Annotated in this window: 24 protein-coding genes; 5 read left to right on the top strand and 19 right to left on the bottom strand. The window is 39.8% G+C overall.

Translation table 11 applies throughout. From position 1 onward, the window contains the following. Window position 1: 1 nt before the first annotated feature. From rfbC to E7276_RS02240, 14 genes are all read right to left on the bottom strand, one after another. Entirely contained in the window at window positions 2–580 is a 579-nt protein-coding gene (rfbC, locus tag E7276_RS02305) for a dTDP-4-dehydrorhamnose 3,5-epimerase (RefSeq protein WP_294213235.1), read from the bottom strand. A gap of 315 nt (window positions 581–895) precedes the next feature. Then, window positions 896–1,774, bottom strand: a complete 879-nt coding sequence (gene rfbA / locus E7276_RS02300) for a glucose-1-phosphate thymidylyltransferase RfbA (RefSeq protein WP_294213233.1) — start codon at window positions 1,772–1,774, stop codon at window positions 896–898. 269 nt (window positions 1,775–2,043) lie between these two features. Beyond that, on the bottom strand, window positions 2,044–3,165 hold the full coding sequence (gene glf / locus E7276_RS02295) for a UDP-galactopyranose mutase (RefSeq protein ID WP_294213230.1): 1,122 nt from the start codon (window positions 3,163–3,165) through the stop codon (window positions 2,044–2,046). A gap of 302 nt (window positions 3,166–3,467) precedes the next feature. After that, a complete protein-coding gene (gene rfbB / locus E7276_RS02290) occupies window positions 3,468–4,553 on the bottom strand; it encodes a dTDP-glucose 4,6-dehydratase (protein ID WP_294213228.1) in 1,086 nt (361 codons plus the stop codon). 277 nt (window positions 4,554–4,830) lie between these two features. Then, window positions 4,831–5,691 (bottom strand): dTDP-4-dehydrorhamnose reductase, encoded by an 861-nt coding sequence (gene rfbD / locus E7276_RS02285; protein ID WP_294213226.1) that lies wholly within the window; start codon window positions 5,689–5,691, stop codon window positions 4,831–4,833. 148 nt (window positions 5,692–5,839) lie between these two features. Then, window positions 5,840–7,528, bottom strand: coding sequence for a 2-isopropylmalate synthase (gene leuA / locus E7276_RS02280; protein WP_294213223.1), 1,689 nt, complete (start codon window positions 7,526–7,528; stop codon window positions 5,840–5,842). Window positions 7,529–7,764: 236 nt separating this feature from the next. Further along, window positions 7,765–8,031 (bottom strand): HPr family phosphocarrier protein, encoded by a 267-nt coding sequence (locus E7276_RS02275; protein ID WP_294213220.1) that lies wholly within the window; start codon window positions 8,029–8,031, stop codon window positions 7,765–7,767. A 112-nt stretch (window positions 8,032–8,143) separates the two neighbouring features. Then, on the bottom strand, window positions 8,144–9,493 hold the full coding sequence (gene glmM, locus E7276_RS02270; RefSeq protein WP_294213218.1) for a phosphoglucosamine mutase: 1,350 nt from the start codon (window positions 9,491–9,493) through the stop codon (window positions 8,144–8,146). 20 nt (window positions 9,494–9,513) lie between these two features. After that, window positions 9,514–10,785: a CdaR family protein gene (locus tag E7276_RS02265; protein WP_294213216.1), complete on the bottom strand. Its 1,272-nt coding sequence runs from the start codon at window positions 10,783–10,785 to the stop codon at window positions 9,514–9,516. A 1-nt stretch (window position 10,786) separates the two neighbouring features. After that, window positions 10,787–11,650: a diadenylate cyclase CdaA gene (gene cdaA, locus E7276_RS02260; protein WP_294213214.1), complete on the bottom strand. Its 864-nt coding sequence runs from the start codon at window positions 11,648–11,650 to the stop codon at window positions 10,787–10,789. A gap of 35 nt (window positions 11,651–11,685) precedes the next feature. Further along, on the bottom strand, window positions 11,686–12,597 hold the full coding sequence (locus E7276_RS02255) for a hypothetical protein (RefSeq protein WP_294213212.1): 912 nt from the start codon (window positions 12,595–12,597) through the stop codon (window positions 11,686–11,688). A 15-nt stretch (window positions 12,598–12,612) separates the two neighbouring features. Next, the gene (locus tag E7276_RS02250) at window positions 12,613–13,050 is read right to left on the bottom strand and encodes a hypothetical protein (RefSeq protein ID WP_294213210.1); all 438 of its coding nucleotides are present in this window, start codon (window positions 13,048–13,050) and stop codon (window positions 12,613–12,615) included. Between the two features lie 105 nt (window positions 13,051–13,155). Further along, window positions 13,156–13,563 carry a FeoC-like transcriptional regulator gene (locus tag E7276_RS02245; RefSeq protein ID WP_294213208.1) on the bottom strand — a complete coding sequence of 136 codons (408 nt, stop codon included), beginning with the start codon at window positions 13,561–13,563 and terminating at the stop codon, window positions 13,156–13,158. Between the two features lie 22 nt (window positions 13,564–13,585). Beyond that, entirely contained in the window at window positions 13,586–14,329 is a 744-nt protein-coding gene (locus E7276_RS02240; RefSeq protein ID WP_294213206.1) for a ComF family protein, read from the bottom strand. A 62-nt stretch (window positions 14,330–14,391) separates the two neighbouring features. On the opposite strand from E7276_RS02240, the gene E7276_RS02235 reads away from it, so the two are divergent. The 5 genes from E7276_RS02235 to E7276_RS02215 all read left to right on the top strand — a co-directional run bounded on the left by E7276_RS02235 (window position 14,392) and on the right by E7276_RS02215 (window position 20,369). Then, a complete protein-coding gene (locus tag E7276_RS02235) occupies window positions 14,392–15,747 on the top strand; it encodes an ABC transporter substrate-binding protein (RefSeq protein WP_294213204.1) in 1,356 nt (451 codons plus the stop codon). 6 nt (window positions 15,748–15,753) lie between these two features. Continuing rightward, window positions 15,754–16,839, top strand: a complete 1,086-nt coding sequence (locus tag E7276_RS02230; RefSeq protein ID WP_294213203.1) for a glycosyltransferase — start codon at window positions 15,754–15,756, stop codon at window positions 16,837–16,839. After that, complete coding sequence (locus tag E7276_RS02225) at window positions 16,836–17,363, top strand: serine O-acetyltransferase (RefSeq protein WP_294213200.1); 528 nt, start codon at window positions 16,836–16,838, stop codon at window positions 17,361–17,363. Before E7276_RS02230 ends, E7276_RS02225 begins: the two co-directional genes overlap by 4 nt. Window positions 17,364–17,371: 8 nt before the next feature. Next, window positions 17,372–18,454, top strand: a complete 1,083-nt coding sequence (fliB, locus tag E7276_RS02220; RefSeq protein WP_294213197.1) for a flagellin lysine-N-methylase — start codon at window positions 17,372–17,374, stop codon at window positions 18,452–18,454. A gap of 394 nt (window positions 18,455–18,848) precedes the next feature. Next, window positions 18,849–20,369 (top strand): radical SAM protein, encoded by a 1,521-nt coding sequence (locus E7276_RS02215; RefSeq protein WP_294213195.1) that lies wholly within the window; start codon window positions 18,849–18,851, stop codon window positions 20,367–20,369. Window positions 20,370–20,423: 54 nt separating this feature from the next. Here the strand turns inward: E7276_RS02215 and E7276_RS02210 are convergent, their stop codons facing one another. The 5 genes from E7276_RS02210 to E7276_RS02190 all read right to left on the bottom strand — a co-directional run bounded on the left by E7276_RS02210 (window position 20,424) and on the right by E7276_RS02190 (window position 23,082). Beyond that, window positions 20,424–21,569, bottom strand: a complete 1,146-nt coding sequence (locus tag E7276_RS02210; protein WP_294213193.1) for a hypothetical protein — start codon at window positions 21,567–21,569, stop codon at window positions 20,424–20,426. A gap of 118 nt (window positions 21,570–21,687) precedes the next feature. Next, the gene (locus E7276_RS02205; RefSeq protein ID WP_294213191.1) at window positions 21,688–21,990 is read right to left on the bottom strand and encodes a hypothetical protein; all 303 of its coding nucleotides are present in this window, start codon (window positions 21,988–21,990) and stop codon (window positions 21,688–21,690) included. Then, window positions 21,936–22,343 carry a hypothetical protein gene (locus E7276_RS02200; RefSeq protein ID WP_294213189.1) on the bottom strand — a complete coding sequence of 136 codons (408 nt, stop codon included), beginning with the start codon at window positions 22,341–22,343 and terminating at the stop codon, window positions 21,936–21,938. Before E7276_RS02200 ends, E7276_RS02205 begins: the two co-directional genes overlap by 55 nt. Before the next feature lie 74 nt (window positions 22,344–22,417). Next, window positions 22,418–22,558: a hypothetical protein gene (locus tag E7276_RS02195; protein ID WP_294213187.1), complete on the bottom strand. Its 141-nt coding sequence runs from the start codon at window positions 22,556–22,558 to the stop codon at window positions 22,418–22,420. A gap of 65 nt (window positions 22,559–22,623) precedes the next feature. Further along, complete coding sequence (locus E7276_RS02190; RefSeq protein WP_294213186.1) at window positions 22,624–23,082, bottom strand: hypothetical protein; 459 nt, start codon at window positions 23,080–23,082, stop codon at window positions 22,624–22,626. Window positions 23,083–23,301: the final 219 nt, after the last annotated feature.

Below are 23,301 nucleotides of genomic sequence, written 5' to 3'. Positions count from 1 at the left end.
ATTAATTAATACCGTGTTCTTTGCAGTATTCCTTGTATGATGCGTTGACCTTATCCTTATCAGAAAGAATCAAGTCATCCTTTGTCATTCCTTCTGGAATAGGCCACTGAACATTGATATCTGGATCATCAAATGCGAGTCCGCCCTCATCATTTGGATGATAGAAATCTGTAACCTTATAACAGAACTCAGCATAATCACTTACAACTAAGAAGCCATGAGCAAATCCCTTTGGAATCATAAACTGCTTCTTGTTCTCAGCTGAAAGAAGAATTCCATAATGCTTGCCAAATGTAGCTGAGCCCTCACGAAGGTCAACTGCTACGTCATATACCTCACCAGAGATAACGCGTACAAGTTTATCCTGTGGGAAATTCTTCTGGAAGTGAAGGCCACGAAGAACGCCCTTCTTGCTTGCTGACTGATTATCCTGAACGAAAACATAATCAAGGCCCTCAGCCTTCATGTCGTTCTCGTTGTATGTCTCCATGAAGTAACCTCTGTCGTCACCAAACACCTTAGGGGTGATAACGCAAAGGCCTTCAATACCATTAACATTTTTCTCTACTGTAATAGCCATTTTAAAAACCTCTATTCTATGTGCAAAATCTTTTTTTCGTGTTTCTAATATAACCGACTGACACGCTTTCGCTCTTGCGTCGCTGGTTGCGTTACATAAGAAGCTGCTTTGCACCTTCTAAGTAACGACCGCTCCTTATGGTCAGTCTTATTATATTTAGAAACACTCTCTAAGATTTTGCTCTTAATATTTTTAATTACCCAGTTAATTTTTAACTGGACTATACGGGAAGACGCATCCATTTATGATTGCTTCGCAATGGGATGCGTCGTGACAAACAGGTTCTTCCCCTTCGGGGTCCCTCCTATTTGTTTTTTACAGTCCGTTTGCAATATCGACGAGATATTGACCGTATGCTGTCTTCATAAGTGGCTCGGCGAGCTTGAGAAGCTGGTCGCGATCGATGAAGCCACGCTTGTATGCGATTTCTTCGATGCATGAAATGTACATGCCCTGGCGCTTCTGGAATGTGCTGACAAACTCAGCTGCCTGAAGAAGCATGTCGTGGTTTCCTGTATCGAGCCATGCAAATCCACGGCCAAGTGTTTCAACGTGGAGATTGCCACGGTTTAAGTACTCATTATTTACTGCTGTGATTTCAAGCTCACCACGTGCTGATGGCTTGATGGTCTTTGCGATTTCTACAACTGAGTTGTCATAGAAGTAAAGACCTGGAACAGCGTAGTTACTCTTTGGCTCAGCTGGCTTTTCCTCGATAGAAATTGCCACACCATTCTCGTCAAACTCTACAACGCCATACTCTCTAGGGTCACGTACGTAGTAACCAAAGATTGTAGCGCCTGGCTCATTTTCTGTACGAGTTGCTGCAGAAAGGAGAACCTTTGAGAATGACTGTCCATAGAAAATATTATCTCCAAGAACAAGGGCAACAGCGTCCTTGCCAATGAAGTCTGCACCGATAATAAATGCTTCAGCAAGTCCGTTTGGATGCTCCTGAACAGCATACTGAATGTCCATGCCAAGCTGCTTGCCATCTCCAAGGAGCTCCTCGAATACAGGAAGATCTCTTGGTGTAGAAATGATAAGTACTTCTCTAATGCCTGCCAACATGAGTGTAGACAATGGATAATAAATCATTGGCTTGTCGTAGATTGGCATGATTTGCTTACTAATAGCCTTTGTAAGTGGATACAGTCTTGTTCCTGATCCACCTGCTAAAATAATACCCTTCATATTTTTCCTCCAAATGTCGCAGCATTCTAATCTTACATGCTCCCGCAGGGCACCCCTCGTACTGCGCTAGGCAACCTCCTGCTAAAGCGGTTCCTTCCTAGCTTGCACGATACTGTCTCCGTTTCACTACGGTCGGTGCTAAAGGTCCACAGGACCTTTAGCACCCCTGCTCGCGCTTGCCGACTCTATGATGCTGCTATTTCTAAAAAATATAAACCTCTTCTCTGCAGCTGTATCAGGAACAGCTGCAGTCCTTTACGTTTTTGCGTTTAGTTGAATTCGTGTGCGACGCATTCTAGGGCTGCGGCTACAACCTTATCCATGTCGTAGTACTTGTACTGGCCGAGACGGCCGCCGAAGATTACGTCTTTGTCAGATGCAGCCTTGTCAGCGTACTGCTGATATACTGCATTATTTTTGTCATTATTTACTGGGTAGTATGGCTCAACGCCTGGCTTCCACTCTGAAGAATATTCTCTAGAGATGATAGTTGTAGGCTGCTTGCCAAACTCGAAGTGCTTGTGCTCGATGATACGAGTGTATGGCACCTCTGCCTCAGTGTAGTTTACAACTGCATTTCCCTGATAGTTTTCCTCGTCCAGCTTTTCTGTCTCAAAACGAACTGAACGGTACTCCAGTGGTCCGAAGCAGCTATTGTAGTACTCATCGATTTGACCTGTGAATACAAGCTTGCCCCAAGAAACTTCTGTGCCGTCATTAAGTTTACCTGACTGAACGAGCTTGAAGTAATCCTGGCTAACAACCACGTCTGCGCCCTGAAGCATCTTCTCAACAATCTGCGTGTATCCACCCATTGGGATACCCTGGAATCTATCGTTAAAATAGTTATTATCGTATGTAAATCTAAGTGGCAATCTCTTGATGATAAAGGCTGGAAGCTCTGTACATGGGCGGCCCCACTGCTTTTGTGTGTAGCCCTTGATAAGCTTTTCATAAACATCTGTACCAACTAAAGAAAGTGCCTGCTCCTCTAAGTTCTTAGGCTCTGTGATGTTAAGCTCTTTAATCTGCTCAGCAATTTTAGCCTTTGCCTCAGCAGGAGTCTTAATGTTCCACATTTTTGAGAATGTGTTCATGTTAAATGGAAGATTGTATAACTCATCCTTATAAACAGCCACTGGAGAGTTAATGTAGTTGTTGAACTCAGCGAACTGGTTCATGTACTCCCAAATCTTTTTATCACTAGTATGGAAAATATGGGCACCATAAACGTGCACATTGATTCCATCCTCTTCCTTTGTATAAATATTGCCGGCAATGTGGTCACGCTTGTCGATTACAAGCACTGACTTGCCGCGCTTCATAGCTTCGTAGGCAAAAGTAGCTCCAAAGAGTCCCGCACCTACGACTAAATAATCATATTTTTTCATTTTTTCTCCCGCCTGTTACGCATACAAGCCTTATCATTACTCCGCTCAGCTAACATGCTTCGCTTGAGTAATATAAGAGCTTGTCTGCTACAGGCTATTTATACTTAAATGCATTAATTACGCTTAGTAAACGTAACATTTTAGATGAACATCTCGAATATTGTTTCTTACTATCTTCGAGACATATTCTACGCTTTATTCAAAATGTAGCTAACAAGCTCTTTGTTCTCCGAAAGTGACATTTTAGTCACTGTAGGGGAATCTAAGGCTTGTGAGCGTAACATTTTGCACACAGCATAGATTTATTTGTTAGAGTACATGTCTGTGTAGTACTTCTGGTAGTCGCCAGATGTTACGTTCTTCATCCAATCTTCGTGCTCAAAGAACCATGCGATTGTCTTCTTGATGCCTTCCTCGAAGCATGTCTCTGGATACCAGCCTACCTCAGCCTTGATTTTGTCAGGTGCGATAGCGTAACGACGGTCATGTCCCTTACGATCTGTAACGTATTTGATAAGATTCTCAGAAACAAGCTCCTTACGTGGGTCTCCCTCTGGAAGCATCTCCTGAAGTGTATCAAGGATGATGTGGATAATCTGGATGTTCTGCTTTTCATTGTGTCCACCGATGTTGTATGTCTCGAAAAGCTTACCCTGCTCCTGAACCATATCGATTCCCTTAGCATGGTCCTCTACATATAACCAGTCACGTACGTTTTTACCATCACCGTAAACTGGAAGGTCCTTGCCCTGAAGTGCATTGTTGATGATAAGTGGAATGAGCTTCTCAGGGAACTGGTAAGGGCCATAGTTGTTAGAGCAGTTTGTAATGTTTGCAGGGAACTTGTATGTATCCATGTAAGCCTTTACAAGCATGTCTGAGCTGGCCTTTGAAGCTGAGTATGGTGAATGTGGATCATATGGTGATGTCTCATAGAAGAATGCATTGTCATCATCTGGAAGTGATCCATAAACTTCATCTGTAGAAACGTGAAGGAATTTCTTTCCTTCCTTGAATGTACCATCTGGAAGCTCCCAAGCTTCCTTTGCACAGTTAAGCATTACAGCTGTACCAAGTACGTTTGTCTGAACGAAAACCTCTGGGTTCTTGATTGAACGGTCTACGTGTGACTCAGCTGCAAAATGAACAACTCTATCGATGTCATTCTCTGCGAATACCTTGCGGATAGCTTCCTTGTCACAGATGTCAGCCTTAACAAATGTGTAGTTGTCACGGTTTTCGATGTCCTTGAGATTTTCAAGGTTACCAGCGTAGGTAAGTTTGTCTACGTTGATGATTCTGATTTCATTATCATATTTCTTAAACATGTAATGAATGTAGTTTGAGCCGATGAAACCAGCTCCACCTGTTACTAAATATGTTCTCATTTTAATCTCCTTTTTGACGGGCAAATCCCATAGAGTTTCTATCTTTTGTAGCTCCCATATATATTATCTTTAGGCACGCTCTCGCTATTCTCGTCTCGTAGCGGTACTAAGTTCGGACTCCGTCCTCACTAAGTGCCGACGGCCTCGTAATGCCTGTCAGATAAAATATATGGAATCTACAAAATTTAACACTATGTAATTTGCCCGAATTAAATCATTTTAAATTAAATGTATTTATTAAACGCGTGAAAACTGGTTTCATGCGTCCATTAACGTTTTATGCGAGGTACTCCCGGAGGGCGTCCTTCCAATCGGCCATGCGGTAATCTGTTGTGAGACGAAGCATGTAGTTGTCCAGGATGCTATAGTGTGGTCTGTCGGCACTAGCTGGATTCATTTTCTTGTATTCCTCGCTAGTAACGTGGTTGACCTTTACATTGATGCCCTTGAGGCGGAAAATTTCTTCTGTGAAATCTGCCCAGTTTGTATCGCCTTCGCAGGTGCCATGGAAAATACCATAGTTTTCTGTAGGCTCTAAATGATGAATCATTCTTGCAAGTTCAACTGCTGATGTAGGTGAACCAAGCTGATCACAAACTACTGAGAGCTCATCATGAGTCTCTGCAAGGCTAAGCATTGTCTTAACAAAGTTTTTGCCATCGCCATAAAGCCAGGCTGTACGAACGATGAACCATTTGCTAGCAAACTGCTGTACAAATTTCTCGCCCTCGTATTTTGTTTTGCCGTAAGCACTGATTGGTGCTGGCTGATCAAATTCGGTAATAGGCTTAGATGCATTGCCTGGAAAAACATAGTCTGTGCTGACATGTACAAGCTTTGCGCCAACCTTTGTAGCTGCAATGGCCAAATTTCTAGGGCCAAGGGCATTGAGCTTGTATGCAAAATCCCAATCCTTTTCGCAGCCATCTACGTTTGTAGCAGCTGCGCAGTTAATAATAACATCTGGCTTTTTAGCCTCAACAAAGCTAAGAACCTCATCTAAATCCATGATGTTAAGTGGAGAAATATTCTCACCCTCAACAACGTCAGTTAAGATGAACTCAACCTCATTACCATATTCCTTCTGAATTGCACGGCCTAATTGACCATTGCAACCAGTTACAAGAATTTTTCTCATTTTAACAATAATTTCCTTCCTATCTAACCTGTTACGTTCTCAAGCCTTAATATTGCCTTTGTCGGCTAACATGCCTCCTTCGGCAACATTAAAAACTTGATAACTACAGGTTTCTATTAATCACAAAAGCTTAATAGCTGTATGCTATTTAAACATAATCCTTGACTTTTGCAATAAGTCTATTGTATGCGCTAAACATACCACGGATAGATGCACGTGTAATGTTTGAGCTTACGCCGACACCGAATGTGGTGTTGCCATGGCGCTCATCGCGCATCTCAATGTAAGCAGCAGCCTTTGCGCCTGAACCCTGTCCCTGAGAAAGTGTGTGCTCAGTGTAATCGATGAGTGTAAAGTCAAGCTCTGGTACGCATTGCTTGATTGCAAGCTTAACAGCATCGATAGGTCCATTTCCTTCTGCTTCTGAATGGAATTTTTCTCCATTGTAGCTGAAGTCAAGAACTGCAATTGTGTCGTCACTATCCTTGTTATCCTTGATAACAACATATTCAAGTGTAAGTGGCTCTTTGTTCTCAAGATACTGAGACTTGAAGGCCTCCATAATGCGCTGTGGTGTAACCTCGCCACCCTGCTTTTCAGAAATGTACTGAACGACATCAGCGAACTCACGCTGCATCTTCTTTGGAAGCTTGAAGCCGTAAACTGTATCCATAACAAAGGCAACTCCACCCTTGCCAGACTGGCTGTTGATACGAACAACTGGCTCGTATTTACGACCGATATCTGCAGGGTCGATTGGAAGGTATGGAACCTCCCAGTACATATTCTGGCGCTCGTTCATTGCGCGAACGCCCTTATTTATAGCATCCTGGTGTGAACCAGAGAATGCTGTAAACACAAGCTCACCAGCATATGGGTGTCTTGCGTCTGTTGGCATTTTAGTAACTCGCTCACAAACCTCAACGATTTCTTTTATATCATCAAGATCCAACTCTGGGTTAACACCCTGAGAGAACATATTGTAAGCAATTGTAAGAATGTCTACATTTCCTGTGCGCTCACCGTTTCCAAGAAGTGTGCCCTCTACACGGTCTGCGCCAGCAAGAAGTCCAAGCTCTGTAATAGCAACGCCTGTACCTCTATCGTTATGTGGATGAATTGAAAGGATAATGTTATCACGATCCTTGAAGTGTGTGCTCATCCATTCGATTTGGTCTGCATAAACATTTGGTGTATTCATCTCAACAGTTGCAGGCAAATTGAAAATAATAGGAGCATCTGTTGCATGATTCCATGTTTCCTGAACTGCTGTACAAATATCAAGTGCAAACTCTACCTCAGTACCTGTGAATGACTCAGGTGAATACTCTAACTGAAGATTTCCATTATATCTATCAAGACGGTCTTTGACCATCTGAGTACCCTTTTTTGCAATCTCAATAATTTCATCCTTATCTGCATTGAAAACAACATCTCGCTGCAATGTAGATGTGGAATTGTAAATATGGAAAATAACATTTGGAATGCCCTGGATTGCCTCGAATGTACGGTCAATAAGCTCTTCTCTACACTGAGAAAGCACCTGAACCTTTACATCATCAGGGATTTTGTTTTCTTTAACTAATTTTCTTAAAAAATCAAATTCGATCTGGCTAGCTGCTGGGAAGCCAATTTCAATTTCTTTGAAGCCGAGTTTTAGTAGGAGGTTGAATAGTTCCATTTTTTCGTCGACAGACATTGGTTCGACGAGGGCTTGGTTGCCGTCACGTAGGTCAACTGAACACCATATTGGAGCCTTGGTGATCTGCTTTTCAGGCCATGTACGCTCTGGAAACTGTAACACTGGGTTTGCTTTGTAACGCTTGTAATTCAACATTATTCTTTCCTCCTAAAACTAGTATCTCGCTCGTTCCTAGATATCTCTCGCCTGTTACATTCTCAAGCTCCAAGTATTTCTCTCGCCTGTTACGTTCTCAAGCCTTAATATTGCCTTTGTCGGCTAAAACGCCTCCTTCGGCAACATTAAGAGCTTGATAACTACAGGCTATTTAAAATCTATTTACGAGCTATTGTAACTTTATGTAAAAAATCATGTTTCATTTACACGATTTTTTATTCTCCTAAGCCCGATTCTATCGAACTTACTATATCTGCAAGGGCTTCGGCTTCATCGGTGCCTTCGCAGGTGATAATGATTTCTTCCCCACTTTTGACGCAAGCGCCAAGTACACTAAGAACTGATTTGGCATTTGCCTCGTAGTGGTTATCAGTTTGAAATGTAATTTTGCTACTGTACTTCATTGCTATCTCACAAAGGAGTCCCGCTGGGCGCAAATGAAGACCAGTTGCATTTTTAATTTTAACTTTTTGTGTAACCATAACCCTTTACTCTATATTCAATCCTTGCGACGATAGTAATATTCTAAGCGCCAATAACGGAGCCGCAGAATACGTTTGTCAGCAAGGGATTGCTCCTTAGTTTATCTAATAATTAAAGCATTGTAGCCATAATGAGGTCTGCAAGAGCCTTTGCATCTGCCTCAATTTCTTCCTGGTTTTTGCCTTCAATCATAACACGAACAAGTGGCTCTGTACCTGATGGACGGATGAGAACACGACCTTCACCAGCAAACTTTGCCTCAAGCTTTTGGATTGCTGCAGAAATCTCAGGATACTCCATGTAGCTTTCTTTCTTATGATTTGGAACCTTTGCATTAACAAGAGCCTGTGGAAGTACTTCCATGATAGATGCAAGCTCTGATAATGATTTGCCTGTCTCTACAACTACTCTAAGTAAGTGTAAAGCTGAAAGTAGACCATCTCCTGTTGTATTGTCATCTAAGAAAATAACGTGTCCACTCTGCTCGCCGCCGATATTGTAACCATTTGCAAGCATATTCTCAAGAACGTATCTATCGCCTACCTTTGTAGACTCAACGTGGATTCCCTGCTCCTTTGCCATAAGTGTGAAGCCAAGGTTTGTCATAACTGTAACTACGCAAGTGTCCTTTTTAAGGGTACCCTTGTCCTTCATGTGCTTTGCGCAGATGGCCATAATCTGGTCACCGTCAACAAGCTTACCATGCTCGTCTACAGCAAGCATTCTGTCGGCATCGCCATCAAATGCAAGACCGATCTGAGCGTTCTCAGCAACTACACGAGCCTTTAGCTCATCCATGTGTGTTGAACCGCAGTTGCTATTGATGTTTGTTCCGTCTGGGTTGTTGTGGATTGTGATAAGCTCTGCACCCATTTCTGAGAGACAAGCAACTGAAGTTCTGTAAGAAGCACCTTCAGCACAATCGATAACAATTTTAAGTCCTGATAAATCAAGTGGTACAGTGTTCTTAAGGAAGTCAACATATTCTCTTCCTAAATCGAATCTGAAATCAACCTTGCCGATTTCTGCGCCTGTTGGGAAATTGATTCCCTTCATATCGCTTTCGATAAGCTCCTGAATCTCATCCTCAAGCTCATCAGAAAGCTTGAAGCCTTCGCCATTAAAGAACTTGATTCCGTTGAACTCCATTGGATTGTGGCTGGCAGAAATAACTACACCTGCGTCAACCTTGTGCTTACGTGTAAGGTAAGCAATTGCTGGTGTTGGAAGAACTCCAACGTAAACTGCATTAGCACCAACTGAGCAGATACCGCTCATAAGTGCAGAAGCAAGCATTGTGCCTGAAATACGTGTGTCGCAACCAACGATAATTGTTGGCTGGTGGCTAGCCTCCTTTGTAAGTACATAAGCGCCTGCCTGTCCAAGTGAACGTGCGAGGTCGATTGTAAGCTCTGAACCAGCTACACCTCTAACACCGTCTGTTCCAAATAATCTTCCCATTCTAAATAATTCCTCTATTCTTAATTATTATCATCCTCGCTATTTGTGGAAGATTCATCCTCTACCACTTTTACTGTTACGGATGTGTTTTGTATGGTGATATCTTCTAAATTATCAAACTGGAGAACTGTACTCTGTGAGTCTCCAACTGATAAATTAGAGCAATCAACGTATCCTATAATGTCCTCTGTATTAAGGGCTGCCAAGGCTGACTCAGTACCAAATACATTGACGCTGACACTCTCTGTTTCAAGAGTAACAGCCAATCCCTCTGGTACATTTCTGAGTTCAATGTTGCTAGCAGGAACATGAGCCGTAGCATTGGTCTCATTTTCCATAAGAACATAAATAGTAACCTTTGACGAATTAGGATCTGTAAGCTCAACACCTTCTGGCAGGTATGAGCTAATATCAACTGTCGTAATGAAGGAACCTGTAACATTAGACAGATTAATAACTGATTCTGGTATGGTGATGTTTGATACATTGTTCAAAGCACTAGCCTCACCGATGATCATTACTGATGACGGGTCGGTTTTGATTGAACCAAGTGTCAAATCGCTAGCTAGCGTGCCGCTAGTTTTAACTGCAATGTCCACTGTTTTAACATTGTTAAAATGAACACTAACGCTAACTGTAGATACTGAAAGGCTAAGGTCCTTTGTATCTACCTCATTGCCCGAAGCATCGTAGAATTTAGGAATAACATTTTCAGTAAAGTCTGTGTTAACTCCTTTGATATTGGCGCTAGCCTCTACTGTCTCGATGCTAGAAACAACCTCCTGGGGACCTGTTACCGTAATTACGGTAGGGCTGCAGGTAACTGTCTCCACCTCAACGCCTTCTTCCGCCTCACCGGTGGTTTTGGCATTGATAACAAATCTATTAGTTGCCTCATCCTCAAGCTCTACATATAAATAATTTTGCTTGTTAGAGATTGTGATGTAGTTAGCATATGTTTTTGCTGTGACTGTAACTGGAATTCTCTCTCCATTTTCCAGATTGTTCATATCTGCAACAGCAGAGAAATCTGATGGTGAAAGCTTCTCTATGATGGAACGCTTCGCTGTAACTCTGAAGCTGACAGTATTGACACCGTCTTTGATTTCATAGAGCTTTCCAGCGCTTTTAAGCACGTCTTCGTTGGTGACTGTAACTACCGAAGTAAATGTCCTGGTCTGGGTAGGGTCATCAATATTGACAACCACCAGCCATAGAAGAAACGCAAATATAAAAGCAAGTATTTTTAATCCGACGTCCTTGGTGAGGGCTTTTAAAATCTTTTGTTTCATCCTACGCCTCCCTCTTTTCTACGTCTAAATCATCGTTTTCTTCATCGGTATTCTGGAGTCGTTTAAGCTCTGCAATAAGCTCGTCCTCTTTTACATCGCGAACGATACGCCCTTCGCGAGCGTAGGAAACAGTTCCTGTCTCCTCGGAGACAACGATAGTAAGGGAATCTGAAACCTCGCTGATTCCAACAGCGGCTCTATGTCTAGTTCCAAGATCCTTTGAAAGTCCCATGTTATCTGAAAGAGGAAGATAACATGTGGCAGAAACAACTCGATCTCCACGAACGATTACAGCGCCATCGTGAAGAGGTGTGTTTTTCTCGAATATATTGATAAGTAGCTGTCTGGTGACAAGTGCATCAAGGCTAATACCTGTACGCTCAAACTCAGTCAGCTGCATGTCATTTTCTACAACAATAAGTGCGCCTGTTTTTACAGCGCCCATTTCGTAGCAAGCTGTAACCATGCCTACGATTGTGGAATCATCAAACTTCTTTGATGCAGTTTTGAGCAAGTTCCAACTGAAGATAGACTTGATTTTACGTCTACCAATCTGCTCAAGGGCTCTACGAAGCTCTGGCTGGAAAACTACAATCAGCACCGTCACTGCGACAGAAACTAATTTCTCGCCCAACCAAAGAATAGTGCTCATTTGGAAGATTGCTGCGAACACAAAAAAGATAAGGATGAAGATAACACCCCTAATGAGCATCCACACTCTACTATTTTTAATCCAAACCAGTAGGTGATACATGAAATATGAAATTATGATAATCTCGATTATGTCTGTGATAGAAACATCAGGAAGATTAACATTAAAGTAATCATCGATGAATGCATCAGCAGCATTGATAAAATCAACCACTAGCCCACTTCCTAACTACCCGTAACGGGTTGTATTTATATTTTCTTAATTTCTTTGTCTTCTTCTACGATTCTGATTTTAGGTACGGCTGTTACGTAATAGTAATAGTCGTCATCCTCGAACTGAACCTTTTCGATTCTAGAATAATCCAAATCTAGAACAAAATAATTAAGTATTACGCCAACAAGTAAAACTAAAACATTACCAAGGATAAGGCCTGGAATCTCGCCCTTTTGGCTGGTGAGAAGGTAACCCGAAAGCATGATGATGAACTCGATTGCAACGCCTGCTGCATTTGCAATAATCCATGACATGTTAATATTGGCCTGTCTAAGTAGATAAACCACCATAAACATTGCTGTCATAGCTACGATGAAGAACCAGAACAATCTGTTTTCGAGCATCTGCTCTTTTAACAATGTAAGGATGTCAACCTCAGTGGTCTCATCCAAAATTGGTGTAATGTTTTCTTTTACGATGTGTAAGTAAAATGCGATTACTGAACCGCAGATAATTGACGCAAGTTCATTAACGCTAGACATCAAGCCTGCGCCAAGAGACATAACGTATGGTGCTCCGAATGAATAGCAAACTGGAACTACAACCATATTGTAGGTATTCTTGCTTCTAAAATATGCACAAACGAGATAGCCAACTACCAAAAGTGCTAGTGCAACTAGAGCAATTTGTGTGCTAAGGGATGCAAGGTCAATAAATAGAACTATTGCCAAAACAAGCGATACTCCCTGGATTGGGAAGAAAGCACAAATTATTGAAACGAGTATTGTCACCCATATTTGACTAACAAATTTCTGATGTCCGAAATTGCTTCGGATACACATAAGTCCAACAAATGCCACCAAGGCATTCCATATTCTCAAAAAGAAAATCTCTCTGGAAAGAACGTATTTCCTAATATCGTCACGTAATCTAATAAAAGCATTCATAATTAATTATTCCCTTTAGTCTAAGTCTGTATAGCCTCTTGCTAACAATGGTTTTGTCTGCTGCGCCTCGTCCTCATACATAAGGTTGAGCTTTGAATATTTGCTTGCTAATTCTTTGATAAGGCGTCGGCCTCTCTTGTAATGTCTGGCTGCACGGCGTCTAACATTATGCACGTGAATGATAATATATGCAGCGTAAACCAGTAATCCAATTAATATAAATAGAAGCATGTACATCTGTGTAAGATTCTCGATGACATTTCCTATTATGTAGGTAATGATTAAAGCATAAATCACACCGTAGATTAATGTACCAGCCAAAAAGCCGCCCCAACCATGTAGAGCTACGTACTCTTTTTTTGAATACTTGAGCATCGGCTGATATTCAGGCCCTAGCTCTTTTTCGAATATAGCCATGGCTGTCATGTGCTTTACTCGCTCTTCGTTTATCATAATTTATCCTCTATCCAACATAGTTAATCAGGGTAAGTATAACATAAGTGCCCACCAAAAAAAACACCTGCCAACATGATGTTGACAGGTATAAATTTACATACACTATTTTTCCAAGAATCTCATCTTGTTTTCCTTCTTTGGCTTTTCCTTTGGTGGTTCTGGGGCCTTTGGCTTTTCTATAGACTTTGCGAGAGCCGCAGCTGTATTGTTTTTGCAGTTATCACAATATTTTCCTGTTTTGATAGTAGCACCGCAAATTTCACACTCAATTCCAACAGGAGAATCATCCGCGAACTGTAATCTTTCCTCGCGAATCCACTGTTTGATCTGTTGTGTAGAAACTTCATTTTCATCAGAGATTTCCTGAATAGAAGCCCTAGGATTCTCACGGATATACTCCTTTACATTCTGGAATTTCTTCTCTGATTCTTCACGACAAGCAGGACAGATATTAGGTCCTCCTAAATAATTAAAAAGTCGTCCGCAACTTCTGCAATTTCTGACATCCATAGGTAATACCTCCTGTTAATCGTTACCCTTTGCCAATGCAAATACACAATCCGTAAACTTCTGATATTCCCCCAGTCTTTAGCGTTTTCGCCATTTCATCCATTGTTGTGCCAGTTGTATAAATATCATCAACTATAAGCACTTTTCTAAATTGTACAATATTTTCTGCAAGTTTGAAAGCTTTTAACAGATTTTTCTTTCTTTTTCCACCTTTTAACTCTTTCATTGCTACAGTTTCTTTCTCTCGTCTGACAATTTTGTCAGCCACTGGAATGCCTGTAAGCTGGCTTAAAGCCTTGGCAAATACCTCTGCCTGATTGTATCCGCGGACTTTTTTCTTCTTATTGTACATGGGTACAGGCACAATTGCTTCAATGTTGTTTTCAGCAATCCATTTGCCATATTTTTTGAAGGCATATTTCGCATAATGCTCAGCGAAACAACGTCGGTTTGAATATTTAAATTTGTACATGCTGAGTTTTAAAGGACCTTCATATATAAATACTGCTTTGTTTTGTAAAAAATAATGATTGGAATTATTGCACTGCTGACAATATTCATCTGAGGAATCCTCAATTGGTTTTCCACAGCACATGCAGCTATTTGCCCCAACAAGCTGAACTTTTTTGCTACATTGCCGGCAAAATCCTATTTCTTTTTCTATTTTTAATAAAACTTTGCCGCAGGACATACATTGTTTTGGGTACAATAATCCTATTGTTAAGTCTATAATTCTTTTGACGAGTCGGGAGTTTTTTGCTCTCATTTGACTTATTAGCGTTTTCTAATTAAAATTGTGTTCTAATAATTGATATAAAAAGGAATATTATGAAGAAAAAAATTGTAAGCGTTCTATTAATTGCGGCATTAATCGTAGGCCTCGTTGCCTTTCGTAATAGAACTTCATCTGAACCGGAAAAAGAATCTGAAGTAGAATCTGTAGATGATTCTTACGTATATAATATAGCAGCATGTCTATCAGATGACAATGAATATAATCAAATTCTGTTGCAGGGATTCACAGATTGCCTTTCAGACTACTTAGGTGAGAGCCACATTTCCATTACAACTTATACTCCAGCTGAGGAGGTTACAACTGATCAGCTTGTGAATACAGCTCTTTCAAAATCACCTGATATGATTTTTACAGCTGGCAAGTCAGCCCTTACATCTGCTACTGAAGCTACTGATACTACTCCAATCGTTGCCACAGGCATTGTTGATTTCAAGGGAACACTTCGAATCACCAGCCTTAACGGTAAATCTTGGGACAAAACTACAGGAATTAATGTTACTGGTGTCAGCAGCAAGCCACCAATCGTTGATCAGGTTTCTCTTATGATTGAAGCTACTCCTGATTTACAGACTGTTGGTATTTTGTTTACTCCAGAGGATACTGATTCAATTTACCAGAACGAAATTTTCGAGGGCTATCTTGATCAGGCAGGCATTCCATGGAAGGAATACATTATTCCAGCCAGCGAAAATGACACTGTTGTACAAGAAGAGCAGGCTTCTACAGCTCTTACTCCTAGCAAATACACAGCATATTCTGCAAAGACAGGTATTGATGATATAGTTGAGGCACTTGAGGAAGACACAGTTGTAGGTCTCAACGCTCCATCTTCTACTAGAGTTGCAGAGACTTCAGAATTCTGGACTGGTGGCAAAATTGTTACTTCACATTCTGATGATGAGACAGACGAAAACACCGAAGAAGAGACCACTACTGAGGCGACTTCAAAAACAGAGGAAACTGAAGAAGAGACTCTCGAGAGCCTTATTCAGGAAGTTTGTGATGAATGTTCTGTTATCTACATTCCTTTCGGCAGTAGCATTACTGACCAGATGGAGACAATTAGCAGTATTGCAACTGAGTCTGACGTAGTTATCGTTGGCGGTGACAATACAATTGCTGAGAATTCACTTGTTACACTTTTTACTGATCCATATTCACTTGGATATTCAGCTGGTAAAAAGGCTGTTAAGGTATTTGACGGCGAAGATATTTCAACAATCAAAATCACATACGGTGATTCAGACGAAGCTGTAAAGCTTTATAATGGAGAAATCGCTGAGGAGCTTGGAATCGAATTTCCTAAGTCATTCCATGAGTTACACGAGTACCTCAGCACTTATGAATACGGTAGCAACACTACACGTTATATCTATTCAGGAGAATAATCGGGCATGGTTTTACATGTAATCAAATCAAATATTTATTCAGGGGCAGAAAACGTTGTCTGCCAAATTATTAAAGGACTCTCTGACCGTGAGGAATTCATTTACATGGCTCCTCATGGTCCAATAGAGGACAAACTGAAATCTATAGGGCTTATCAATTGTTATCGCGGCATTGATAAGCTCTCTGTTTATGAAATAAAAAAGGCTGTAGAAGAATTGCATCCTACTGTGGTTCACGCTCACGATTTCACAGCCAGCGTGCTTTGTGGCATTGCTTTAAAGGGTTCTGTACCTATCGTTTCACATCTTCACAACAATCCACCTTGGATAAAAGATTTAAATATTAAATCCATTGCTTATAAAATGGCATGCAAATATTTTAACCATATTCTCATGGTTTCAGATGCTGTTTACGACGAGTATAGATACACTAGCAAAATCAAGTGTCCTATCACTATAATTGGCAATCCCTTTTCAGTGGATGGTGTTCGTTCACAGGTGGCTGATTTTACATTTACAGGTACAGTTACTGAAAATGACTTTGATTGCGATTCTAATGATGAGCTAGATAGCGATATTCTTTTTGTTGGTCGATTAACAGAGCAAAAGGACCCTATGATGGTTGTAGAGGTTGCCTCTGAACTAATTAAAAATGGCGTTATTAAAAGGGCTAGACTTGTTGGTGACGGTGAGCTTTATGAGCAGCTTTCATCTTTTGTTAAGAGTGCTGGCTTGGAGGATAAAGTTATTCTCGAGGGATTTAAAAAGAATTCCTATGATTATATGGCTCATACAAAGGTGCAGATAATGCCTTCAAAATGGGAAGGCTTTGGACTTGTGGCGCTGGAAGCTATGTCTTTAAATGTACCAGTTGTAGGAACCGATAATGGTGGACTTGGCAAAATTATTGATTCCTCTTGTGGATATGTATGTCATACAAAGGAAGAATATGTGAATGCAATTACGGAATTGCTTTCGGATTCAGCACTTTATGCAAAAAAATCCACAGGTGCGAATGCTCGCGCATTAGAATATAATAATATCAACGAATATTGCGATAAATTATTTAATATTTACGAGGAACTGAGATGACAAAGGGACAGTACAAGGCGCTTCTTGACAGCGACTACAAGCGCTATTGCGATAACATGTCGCCTATAGCACGTTTTAAAACATATAAAATGAAGCCTGGATATGCATGGAGCTACTGGTACCGCAAGCTTTGCTACCAGAATTCTCACAATTGTATGAAGCCTCTGGCATTTTTCACACGTTTGAGATTTCACAGCGTTTCTGTCAAATATGGCATCGATATTCCAAGCCATATTCATGAAATTGGCGAAGGCTTTATGATTGATCATTTTTCATGCATCGTTATTCACACTGACGCCATCATCGGCAAAAACGTAACTATTCGTCAGGGTGCTGTTGTTGGTACAAATGGACGAGGTGTTCCTGTTATTGAAGACGGCGTTGATATCGGCGCTGGTGCTGCAATTATTGGGCCAGTTACTGTTGGTGCTGGTGCCAAAATCGGTGCCAATGCTGTTGTTGTTCATGATGTACCTGCGGGAGCTACTGCTGTTGGCAATCCTGCCCGTATTATCCAACATTAAGAATTTATATGAAATATTTATATCCAGATTATTACGATAATTTCAAATGTATATCCGACAAGTGTCCTAAGACCTGTTGCGGCGGATGGCAAATCGAAATCGATGAGGATTCTCTTGAACAGTATCGTTCCATGGGGATTAAAACTGTGGATTTTGATAATGAGATTTTTCATTACGATGATAAAAAGATGTGCCTAAACCTGCGAGAGGATGGATTGTGTCGGCTTATTTTAGAGCATGGGGAAAATATTCTTTGCAAAACCTGTGCCACATTTCCAAGGCATATCGAGGAATTTGAAGGCAATAGGGAATATTCTCTTAGCATCTCATGTCCCGAGGTTGCAAGGATCATTCTAAATAGAGCAGATGCTGTAAGCTTTTATGGTCGTGAAGATGATACAGCTGATTGCGAAGACTATGATGATTTCGAACAGGAAGTTTATGGGTATTTAGCAGTTTTACGTGAACGATTTTTGCAGATTGCCCAGGATAGAAGTCTGCCCTTTGCTGAGCGTGCTGCTCACATTCTCTCTATTGCGGAGGCATTCCAGAGTGAAATTGATTTTGCTGTGTTAGAAGACGATTCTTTAGATTCTCTTGATATGGGTGCTGTTTTGAATGTTGAAATTTTCCATATTGCTGAGGGAAAATCCGTCAATCAGATTATATTCGGAGCCATGAAGGAATGGGAATATACCGGAGATGAATTTGAGGATATCCTGAAGTTCACTGAAGGGAGGCTTTATCTAGATTATAACGTAAATACGATTTCTAGTTTAAAGTCCATGGTCAACTGTTTAAAGCGCCAGAATGTTGATTTCGAAGTTGTTCTTGAGCAGATTCTCGTTTATTTTATCTATGCATATTTCTGTGGTTCTGCCTACGACGAATACTACTACGGTCAGGCACAGCTTGCAGTTGCCACATGCATGCACATCAGAGATTTGTGCCTGGCACATTATTTGGAGCATAAAAATATAGCTCTTGATGATATTATCAGACTCACATACCTCTATGCCCGTGAGTTGGAACATTCAATCCCAAATATTTTGGCTACTGAAAAATATATGGATGAACATCCATTGATATAGTTTTACAAAGCATCAGCATATTGTTGGTGCTTTTTGTTTAGTAAAATATCTTGACCAAACATAAATATAGAAATAAAACAATAACAAATAATAAATTTTAGGGCGTTTTGATAAATATACTGGCGTTTTAATAAATTATTGTCGAGTTTGATAAAATTTATTGTCTTTTAATAAATATAGTGATGTTATGATAAATCCAAAGAGGTCTTGGTATGAAAAAAGAATTACATCAATACGAATCATATGCAAATCACCAACAGAATTCAGGTTGTTATACATATTTTTAGTAATGTACATCTTTTGTCAACACAACTCAATTGATGATTATTGCCGTATCTGGCTATTCAGCCTATCATTAACTTAGAGAAGGTTATTTGTAGATGGAGGTAGAATAATGGCAAACACAATTGCAAGTATAAAACATTCAATTCAGCGAGAAGCTTTTTCTCTTGCTATACACAAATTCTTAAGTAACTTAAATGACACCTCCCATAGAACTGATTACTATCTGCAGCTAATCGATTACGCTGAAAAGTTTTGGGGGAAAGATGGTGCTAAAAAAGAGAGCCTGGATAAAGTTCGAAAGGCATTTCAAAATTCAGATAACCGCTGGGTTAACTTTATTAACAAGGTTATCGATGAATCTAATCCAGAGTATGTTCATAAGATGGCGCTAAATCTCGGATACGAAGCCTTTTTCAGGGGAACTAAAATGATTCGTGCCAACAGAGAAAAATACAATTGCAACATTCCATGGTTGATATTATTTGATCCAACAATGGCTTGTAATATGCATTGTGTTGGTTGTTGGTCAGGTACATATGGACATAAGGTAAAGCTGAGCTTTGAGGATATGGATAAAATCGTCACTGAGGGTAAGGCGCTTGGTGTTTATGTCTATATGATGACAGGGGGAGAGCCAATGTGCGCAAAGAAGGATATTATTAGACTTTGTGAGAAGCATAATGATTGTTTCTTTGCTGCATATTCAAATTCAACTTTTATTGATGAGGAGCTTTGTAAAAAGGTCGTTGAGTTAGGAAATCTTACATTTATGCTTTCTATAGAAGGCACGCCAGAGACAAATGATAAACGTAGAGGTGAAGGCCATTATGATGCCGTAATGAAGGCCATGGATCTTTTAAAGAAATACGGGATTGTCTATGGCACTTCGATTTGCTATACGAGAGATAATATTGAAGCCGTCACTAGTGACGATTTCCTTCGCTTTATTGCATCTAAGGGCGCACGCTTCGGTTTTTATTTCCACTACATGCCAGTTGGAAACAATGCTGTTAAGGAATTGATGCCTACAGTAGAACAGCGAAGAAAGATGATAGAAAGAATACGTGAAATTCGTTCCGATAAAAGTGACATTGAGTTCTTCCCAATGGACTTTCAGAACGATGGAGAATTTGTTGGTGGTTGCATCGCAGGTGGTCGCAACTATTTCCATATCAACTCCAATGGGGATGCTGAACCATGCGTGTTTATTCACTATTCAGATTCAAACATACGCGAGAAATCTATTTTAGAAATATTGCAGAGCCCGCTATTCATGGCTTATCACGAAGGACAGCCATTCAACAGAAATCATTTAAGACCTTGCCCTATGCTTGAAAACCCTGAGCTTCTCCGCAAGATGGTAAATGAAACTGGTGCCTGCCAGACAAATTTGGAATCGCCAGAATCTGTGGACCACCTCTGTGAAAAAGCCGATGACTATGCGAAAGAATGGGCTCCTGTTGCTAATGAAATCTGGGCAAGCCAGAAGCATAAAACTCCTGCTTATGAAAACTATTGCAAAAATCATAGAGACAATCCTGACCTTGCAGCATTTGAGCAGAAGACTGAGTCAATGTCTCAACACACGCATAAGATAAAGAAACATAATAATAGACATAGAACAGCGTAAATTTGATTAAGGCCGCCTTTCGAGGTGGCCTTATTTTTAGTTTAACAATATTTTCTATGAAGGCTCGTCGCATTTTTCTAATGTAAATGTTCCATCTACGCAATGATATGTAAGAGTACCATCACTATTAATATCTAAAGTGAATGTAAAGGTTCCAAATTCAGTTGTGTATCTGTATTCATTTCCGTCCTTAGTAAATTTGCCACCTAAGTCACCATCTCTGATAGCACCTGAATCAGAGCTTGTAAAATTAAGGTATAAATCCATACCATATTCCTGCCAGCTAGCTTCTGTTAGGCCATACCATCCCTTTAAATCTTGATTATTATCAGATTCTTCTTCCAGTTCATCTGTTGGTTCAATCTCTGTAGCAGCTTCATCTTCTATAATTTCCTCATTAGTAGATTCCACGTTAGGATTTGCTTCATCAGGGATTTTGACTTGGCTGTAATCAAAGTTTGCAATGTAGGCTGCTACATCCTCTTTGAACTCATGCTCATTTATTGATGCCTGAATCTCTTCATTATTCTCGAGATATAACTTGTAAGCTGTTTCTTTATCAGATGCTAATAGTTTTTCATCTAGACGAGTCCAGTTAGACAATCCATTAATAGCAAAATCCATTGCCATTGCTTGGACTTCATCGTTTTGGTCACACTCTATAGATTTACCATTCTCGTCTTCTATCAACTTAGTCTCATGGCATCCTAAAAAATTCTCTTCTATGATAATACTTACGTAATTAGCTTCATCAAAGGCATTTTCTAGGGATGTGTCAAAAACATAGCCTGAATTTCTTACTAAACCTTCATTTTCATCATATTGGCCTACAGCAATTATCATATACCAATTGTTGCATTTTCTAATGTAAACTCCATTACTACCAAATGGTGATATTCTGTTGTCCGATGGATTTTTTGTATTCTCACAATTTATATTATATGATGTAATTACTTTTCCATCTTTTTCATTAGGCGTGTATGCACTTAATGATATCTCACCAACTCCATCGATGTCTGTAATCATCCATTCATCCCAATCTGTAGTAATTGCTTCAAGCCATTCAGGAATTTCATTTTCCGCAGTTTTAACTTCATCATCAACTATTGTGCTCTCAGAATTACTGCTACCACACGCAGTGAACATTGTAAAAGTCATAACAGTTGCCAAAATAAACCCTAATATTTTCTTTTTCATCATAATCATACTCCTATATGTATTTACTCCTAGTATCGCAAAATAATGACTTTGCCATAACGTTGTAAACATTACTTTATATCCGATTCGAGCCATCCTATATTGGATGGCTAATTTGTTGTTAATTGTAAATAATAGTTAACCAAACATAGTCTATGCCACCATCACTTATCCCAACTGTTTCTGTATATTTCATATTGCCTTCTTCTTTCTTGTATGAAAGTACAGCACTATAAGAATCTTCTCTACTTTCTGTTGGTTCACCTGAATTTTCTATTAGTTCCTCTGGGGTAATCTCAAATGGGATATCAAATCCGATAACATTTTCATCCACATCTTGTGAACGTCTTACTTTATAGTCTATTGAATTCAACTTACACTCAGTAACAGGAATTTCCTGATCTGTATCATTAGCAATTGACATATTACCGAACCTTCTTTACTTGAAGAAATCTTGTATCCTCCTGTTATCATTTTACCTGGTTCAATTGTACTATCGAATCCTTCCATGTTATTACTTTCAAGGTTTACACCATTCTCCAACATCTCACCCATGGTGCTTTTGCCAAGTGTATATTTTACTCCATCCAGATATATATTCATTTCATCTAGATTTATGTATGTTCCACTATATCTGTCATCCACTTCTTCCTCAGCTGTGCCTTCTTCAACAGTTGCAGAATTATCTACACTAGAGCTGTCGCTACTATTACCACAACCTACTAGTGATAAAGACATGATTGAAATCATGATTGTACTTATTATTCTTTTTCGCATATATCAATGCCTCCCATAAATTAATATTATAAAAATACATATAAAAGTAATGTCAATAAACTCTGTTACCTAATCTATCGTTTTTTAGCTCTTAAAAACAACAGAATATTATTTAATATTTGCGTAGCTTGTTCCCTTGACAGAAGCTGATAATTCATTTCTTTTTTGGCTAACGAATAAAAGATGGACATTGGCTTAGGTTTATTTTTATCCATAAAACCACCTCTTTTCCCAGCCCACTTCACAGGTTGTAAATGAAAAGTGAAGTAGGCTTTATTATTTAGCGGCAATAGCCTAAGAATTCTTCTGCTGCATCCTTTTCTTTTGAAATCTGTCTCATATTAATAAATACAAATAATGATGGTACAAAGATAAAAAACCAACCTACGATACAAAATGCTGTAATTCCAACAAAAATATCAACTGGGAAAATTGGGACAATAAACCAGCCTATTTTGGCGAGCTTGAATCCAGTAGAAAATGCCTTTCCTAAACCTCCGCCAAGTACATATGCTGCAATTGTTCCGACAACACCAATTAACATACCTAAACAAGCGAGAAATGCACTCACTTGAGGAATTAAAGCCATTATAAGCCAACCAAGTGATGCAACTAATCCAACAATCAAACCACGTTTGCATTTCTCGAGCTTTTCATCTGCACCTGCTACAACATCCCTTGCGTATGCTACGTCATCAAATGTTACCTGCTCGAATAATTCCTTGTTTCCTTTTTTCATTGTTTTTTCCTCCTAAAATTTGAAATCTTATTTTTACAATCAGCACAATTTTTTATTCATTGTTTTGTGCCTTACACTTATAAGACAATTCAAAAATCGATCAGGTTTTAAAAAAATAAAAAAATTTTTAAAAATTTTTTATAAATCGAGTAGGAGGGAAATTCAAATGAATTTCCCGACCTCTCACACCACCGTGCGTACCGTTCGGTACACGGCGGT

It is taken from the genome of Pseudobutyrivibrio sp. (assembly GCF_015057185.1).
GTDB lineage: Bacteria > Bacillota > Clostridia > Lachnospirales > Lachnospiraceae > Pseudobutyrivibrio.
The sequence above is the reverse complement of the archived record's forward strand: the minus strand, read 5'-3'. Positions and strand labels throughout refer to the sequence as shown.

Coding starts and splice junctions, on each gene's coding strand:
- leuA (WP_294213223.1), bottom strand. CDS start 7,528: ATGTTGAATTACAAGCGTTACAAAGCAAACCCAGTGTTACAGTTTCCA.
- E7276_RS02265 (WP_294213216.1), bottom strand. CDS start 10,785: ATGAAACAAAAGATTTTAAAAGCCCTCACCAAGGACGTCGGATTAAAA.
- glf (WP_294213230.1), bottom strand. CDS start 3,165: ATGAAAAAATATGATTATTTAGTCGTAGGTGCGGGACTCTTTGGAGCT.
- E7276_RS02205 (WP_294213191.1), bottom strand. CDS start 21,990: ATGTCAATTGCTAATGATACAGATCAGGAAATTCCTGTTACTGAGTGT.
- rfbD (WP_294213226.1), bottom strand. CDS start 5,691: ATGAGAAAAATTCTTGTAACTGGTTGCAATGGTCAATTAGGCCGTGCA.
- E7276_RS02245 (WP_294213208.1), bottom strand. CDS start 13,563: ATGGATGTCAGAAATTGCAGAAGTTGCGGACGACTTTTTAATTATTTA.
- rfbC (WP_294213235.1), bottom strand. CDS start 580: ATGGCTATTACAGTAGAGAAAAATGTTAATGGTATTGAAGGCCTTTGC.
- glmM (WP_294213218.1), bottom strand. CDS start 9,493: ATGGGAAGATTATTTGGAACAGACGGTGTTAGAGGTGTAGCTGGTTCA.
- rfbB (WP_294213228.1), bottom strand. CDS start 4,553: ATGAGAACATATTTAGTAACAGGTGGAGCTGGTTTCATCGGCTCAAAC.
- E7276_RS02210 (WP_294213193.1), bottom strand. CDS start 21,569: ATGATGAAAAAGAAAATATTAGGGTTTATTTTGGCAACTGTTATGACT.
- E7276_RS02200 (WP_294213189.1), bottom strand. CDS start 22,343: ATGCGAAAAAGAATAATAAGTACAATCATGATTTCAATCATGTCTTTA.
- E7276_RS02230 (WP_294213203.1), top strand. CDS start 15,754: ATGGTTTTACATGTAATCAAATCAAATATTTATTCAGGGGCAGAAAAC.
- E7276_RS02195 (WP_294213187.1), bottom strand. CDS start 22,558: ATGGATAAAAATAAACCTAAGCCAATGTCCATCTTTTATTCGTTAGCC.
- E7276_RS02235 (WP_294213204.1), top strand. CDS start 14,392: ATGAAGAAAAAAATTGTAAGCGTTCTATTAATTGCGGCATTAATCGTA.
- rfbA (WP_294213233.1), bottom strand. CDS start 1,774: ATGAAGGGTATTATTTTAGCAGGTGGATCAGGAACAAGACTGTATCCA.
- E7276_RS02225 (WP_294213200.1), top strand. CDS start 16,836: ATGACAAAGGGACAGTACAAGGCGCTTCTTGACAGCGACTACAAGCGC.
- E7276_RS02190 (WP_294213186.1), bottom strand. CDS start 23,082: ATGAAAAAAGGAAACAAGGAATTATTCGAGCAGGTAACATTTGATGAC.
- E7276_RS02215 (WP_294213195.1), top strand. CDS start 18,849: ATGGCAAACACAATTGCAAGTATAAAACATTCAATTCAGCGAGAAGCT.
- E7276_RS02240 (WP_294213206.1), bottom strand. CDS start 14,329: ATGAGAGCAAAAAACTCCCGACTCGTCAAAAGAATTATAGACTTAACA.
- fliB (WP_294213197.1), top strand. CDS start 17,372: ATGAAATATTTATATCCAGATTATTACGATAATTTCAAATGTATATCC.
- E7276_RS02255 (WP_294213212.1), bottom strand. CDS start 12,597: ATGAATGCTTTTATTAGATTACGTGACGATATTAGGAAATACGTTCTT.
- E7276_RS02275 (WP_294213220.1), bottom strand. CDS start 8,031: ATGGTTACACAAAAAGTTAAAATTAAAAATGCAACTGGTCTTCATTTG.
- E7276_RS02250 (WP_294213210.1), bottom strand. CDS start 13,050: ATGATAAACGAAGAGCGAGTAAAGCACATGACAGCCATGGCTATATTC.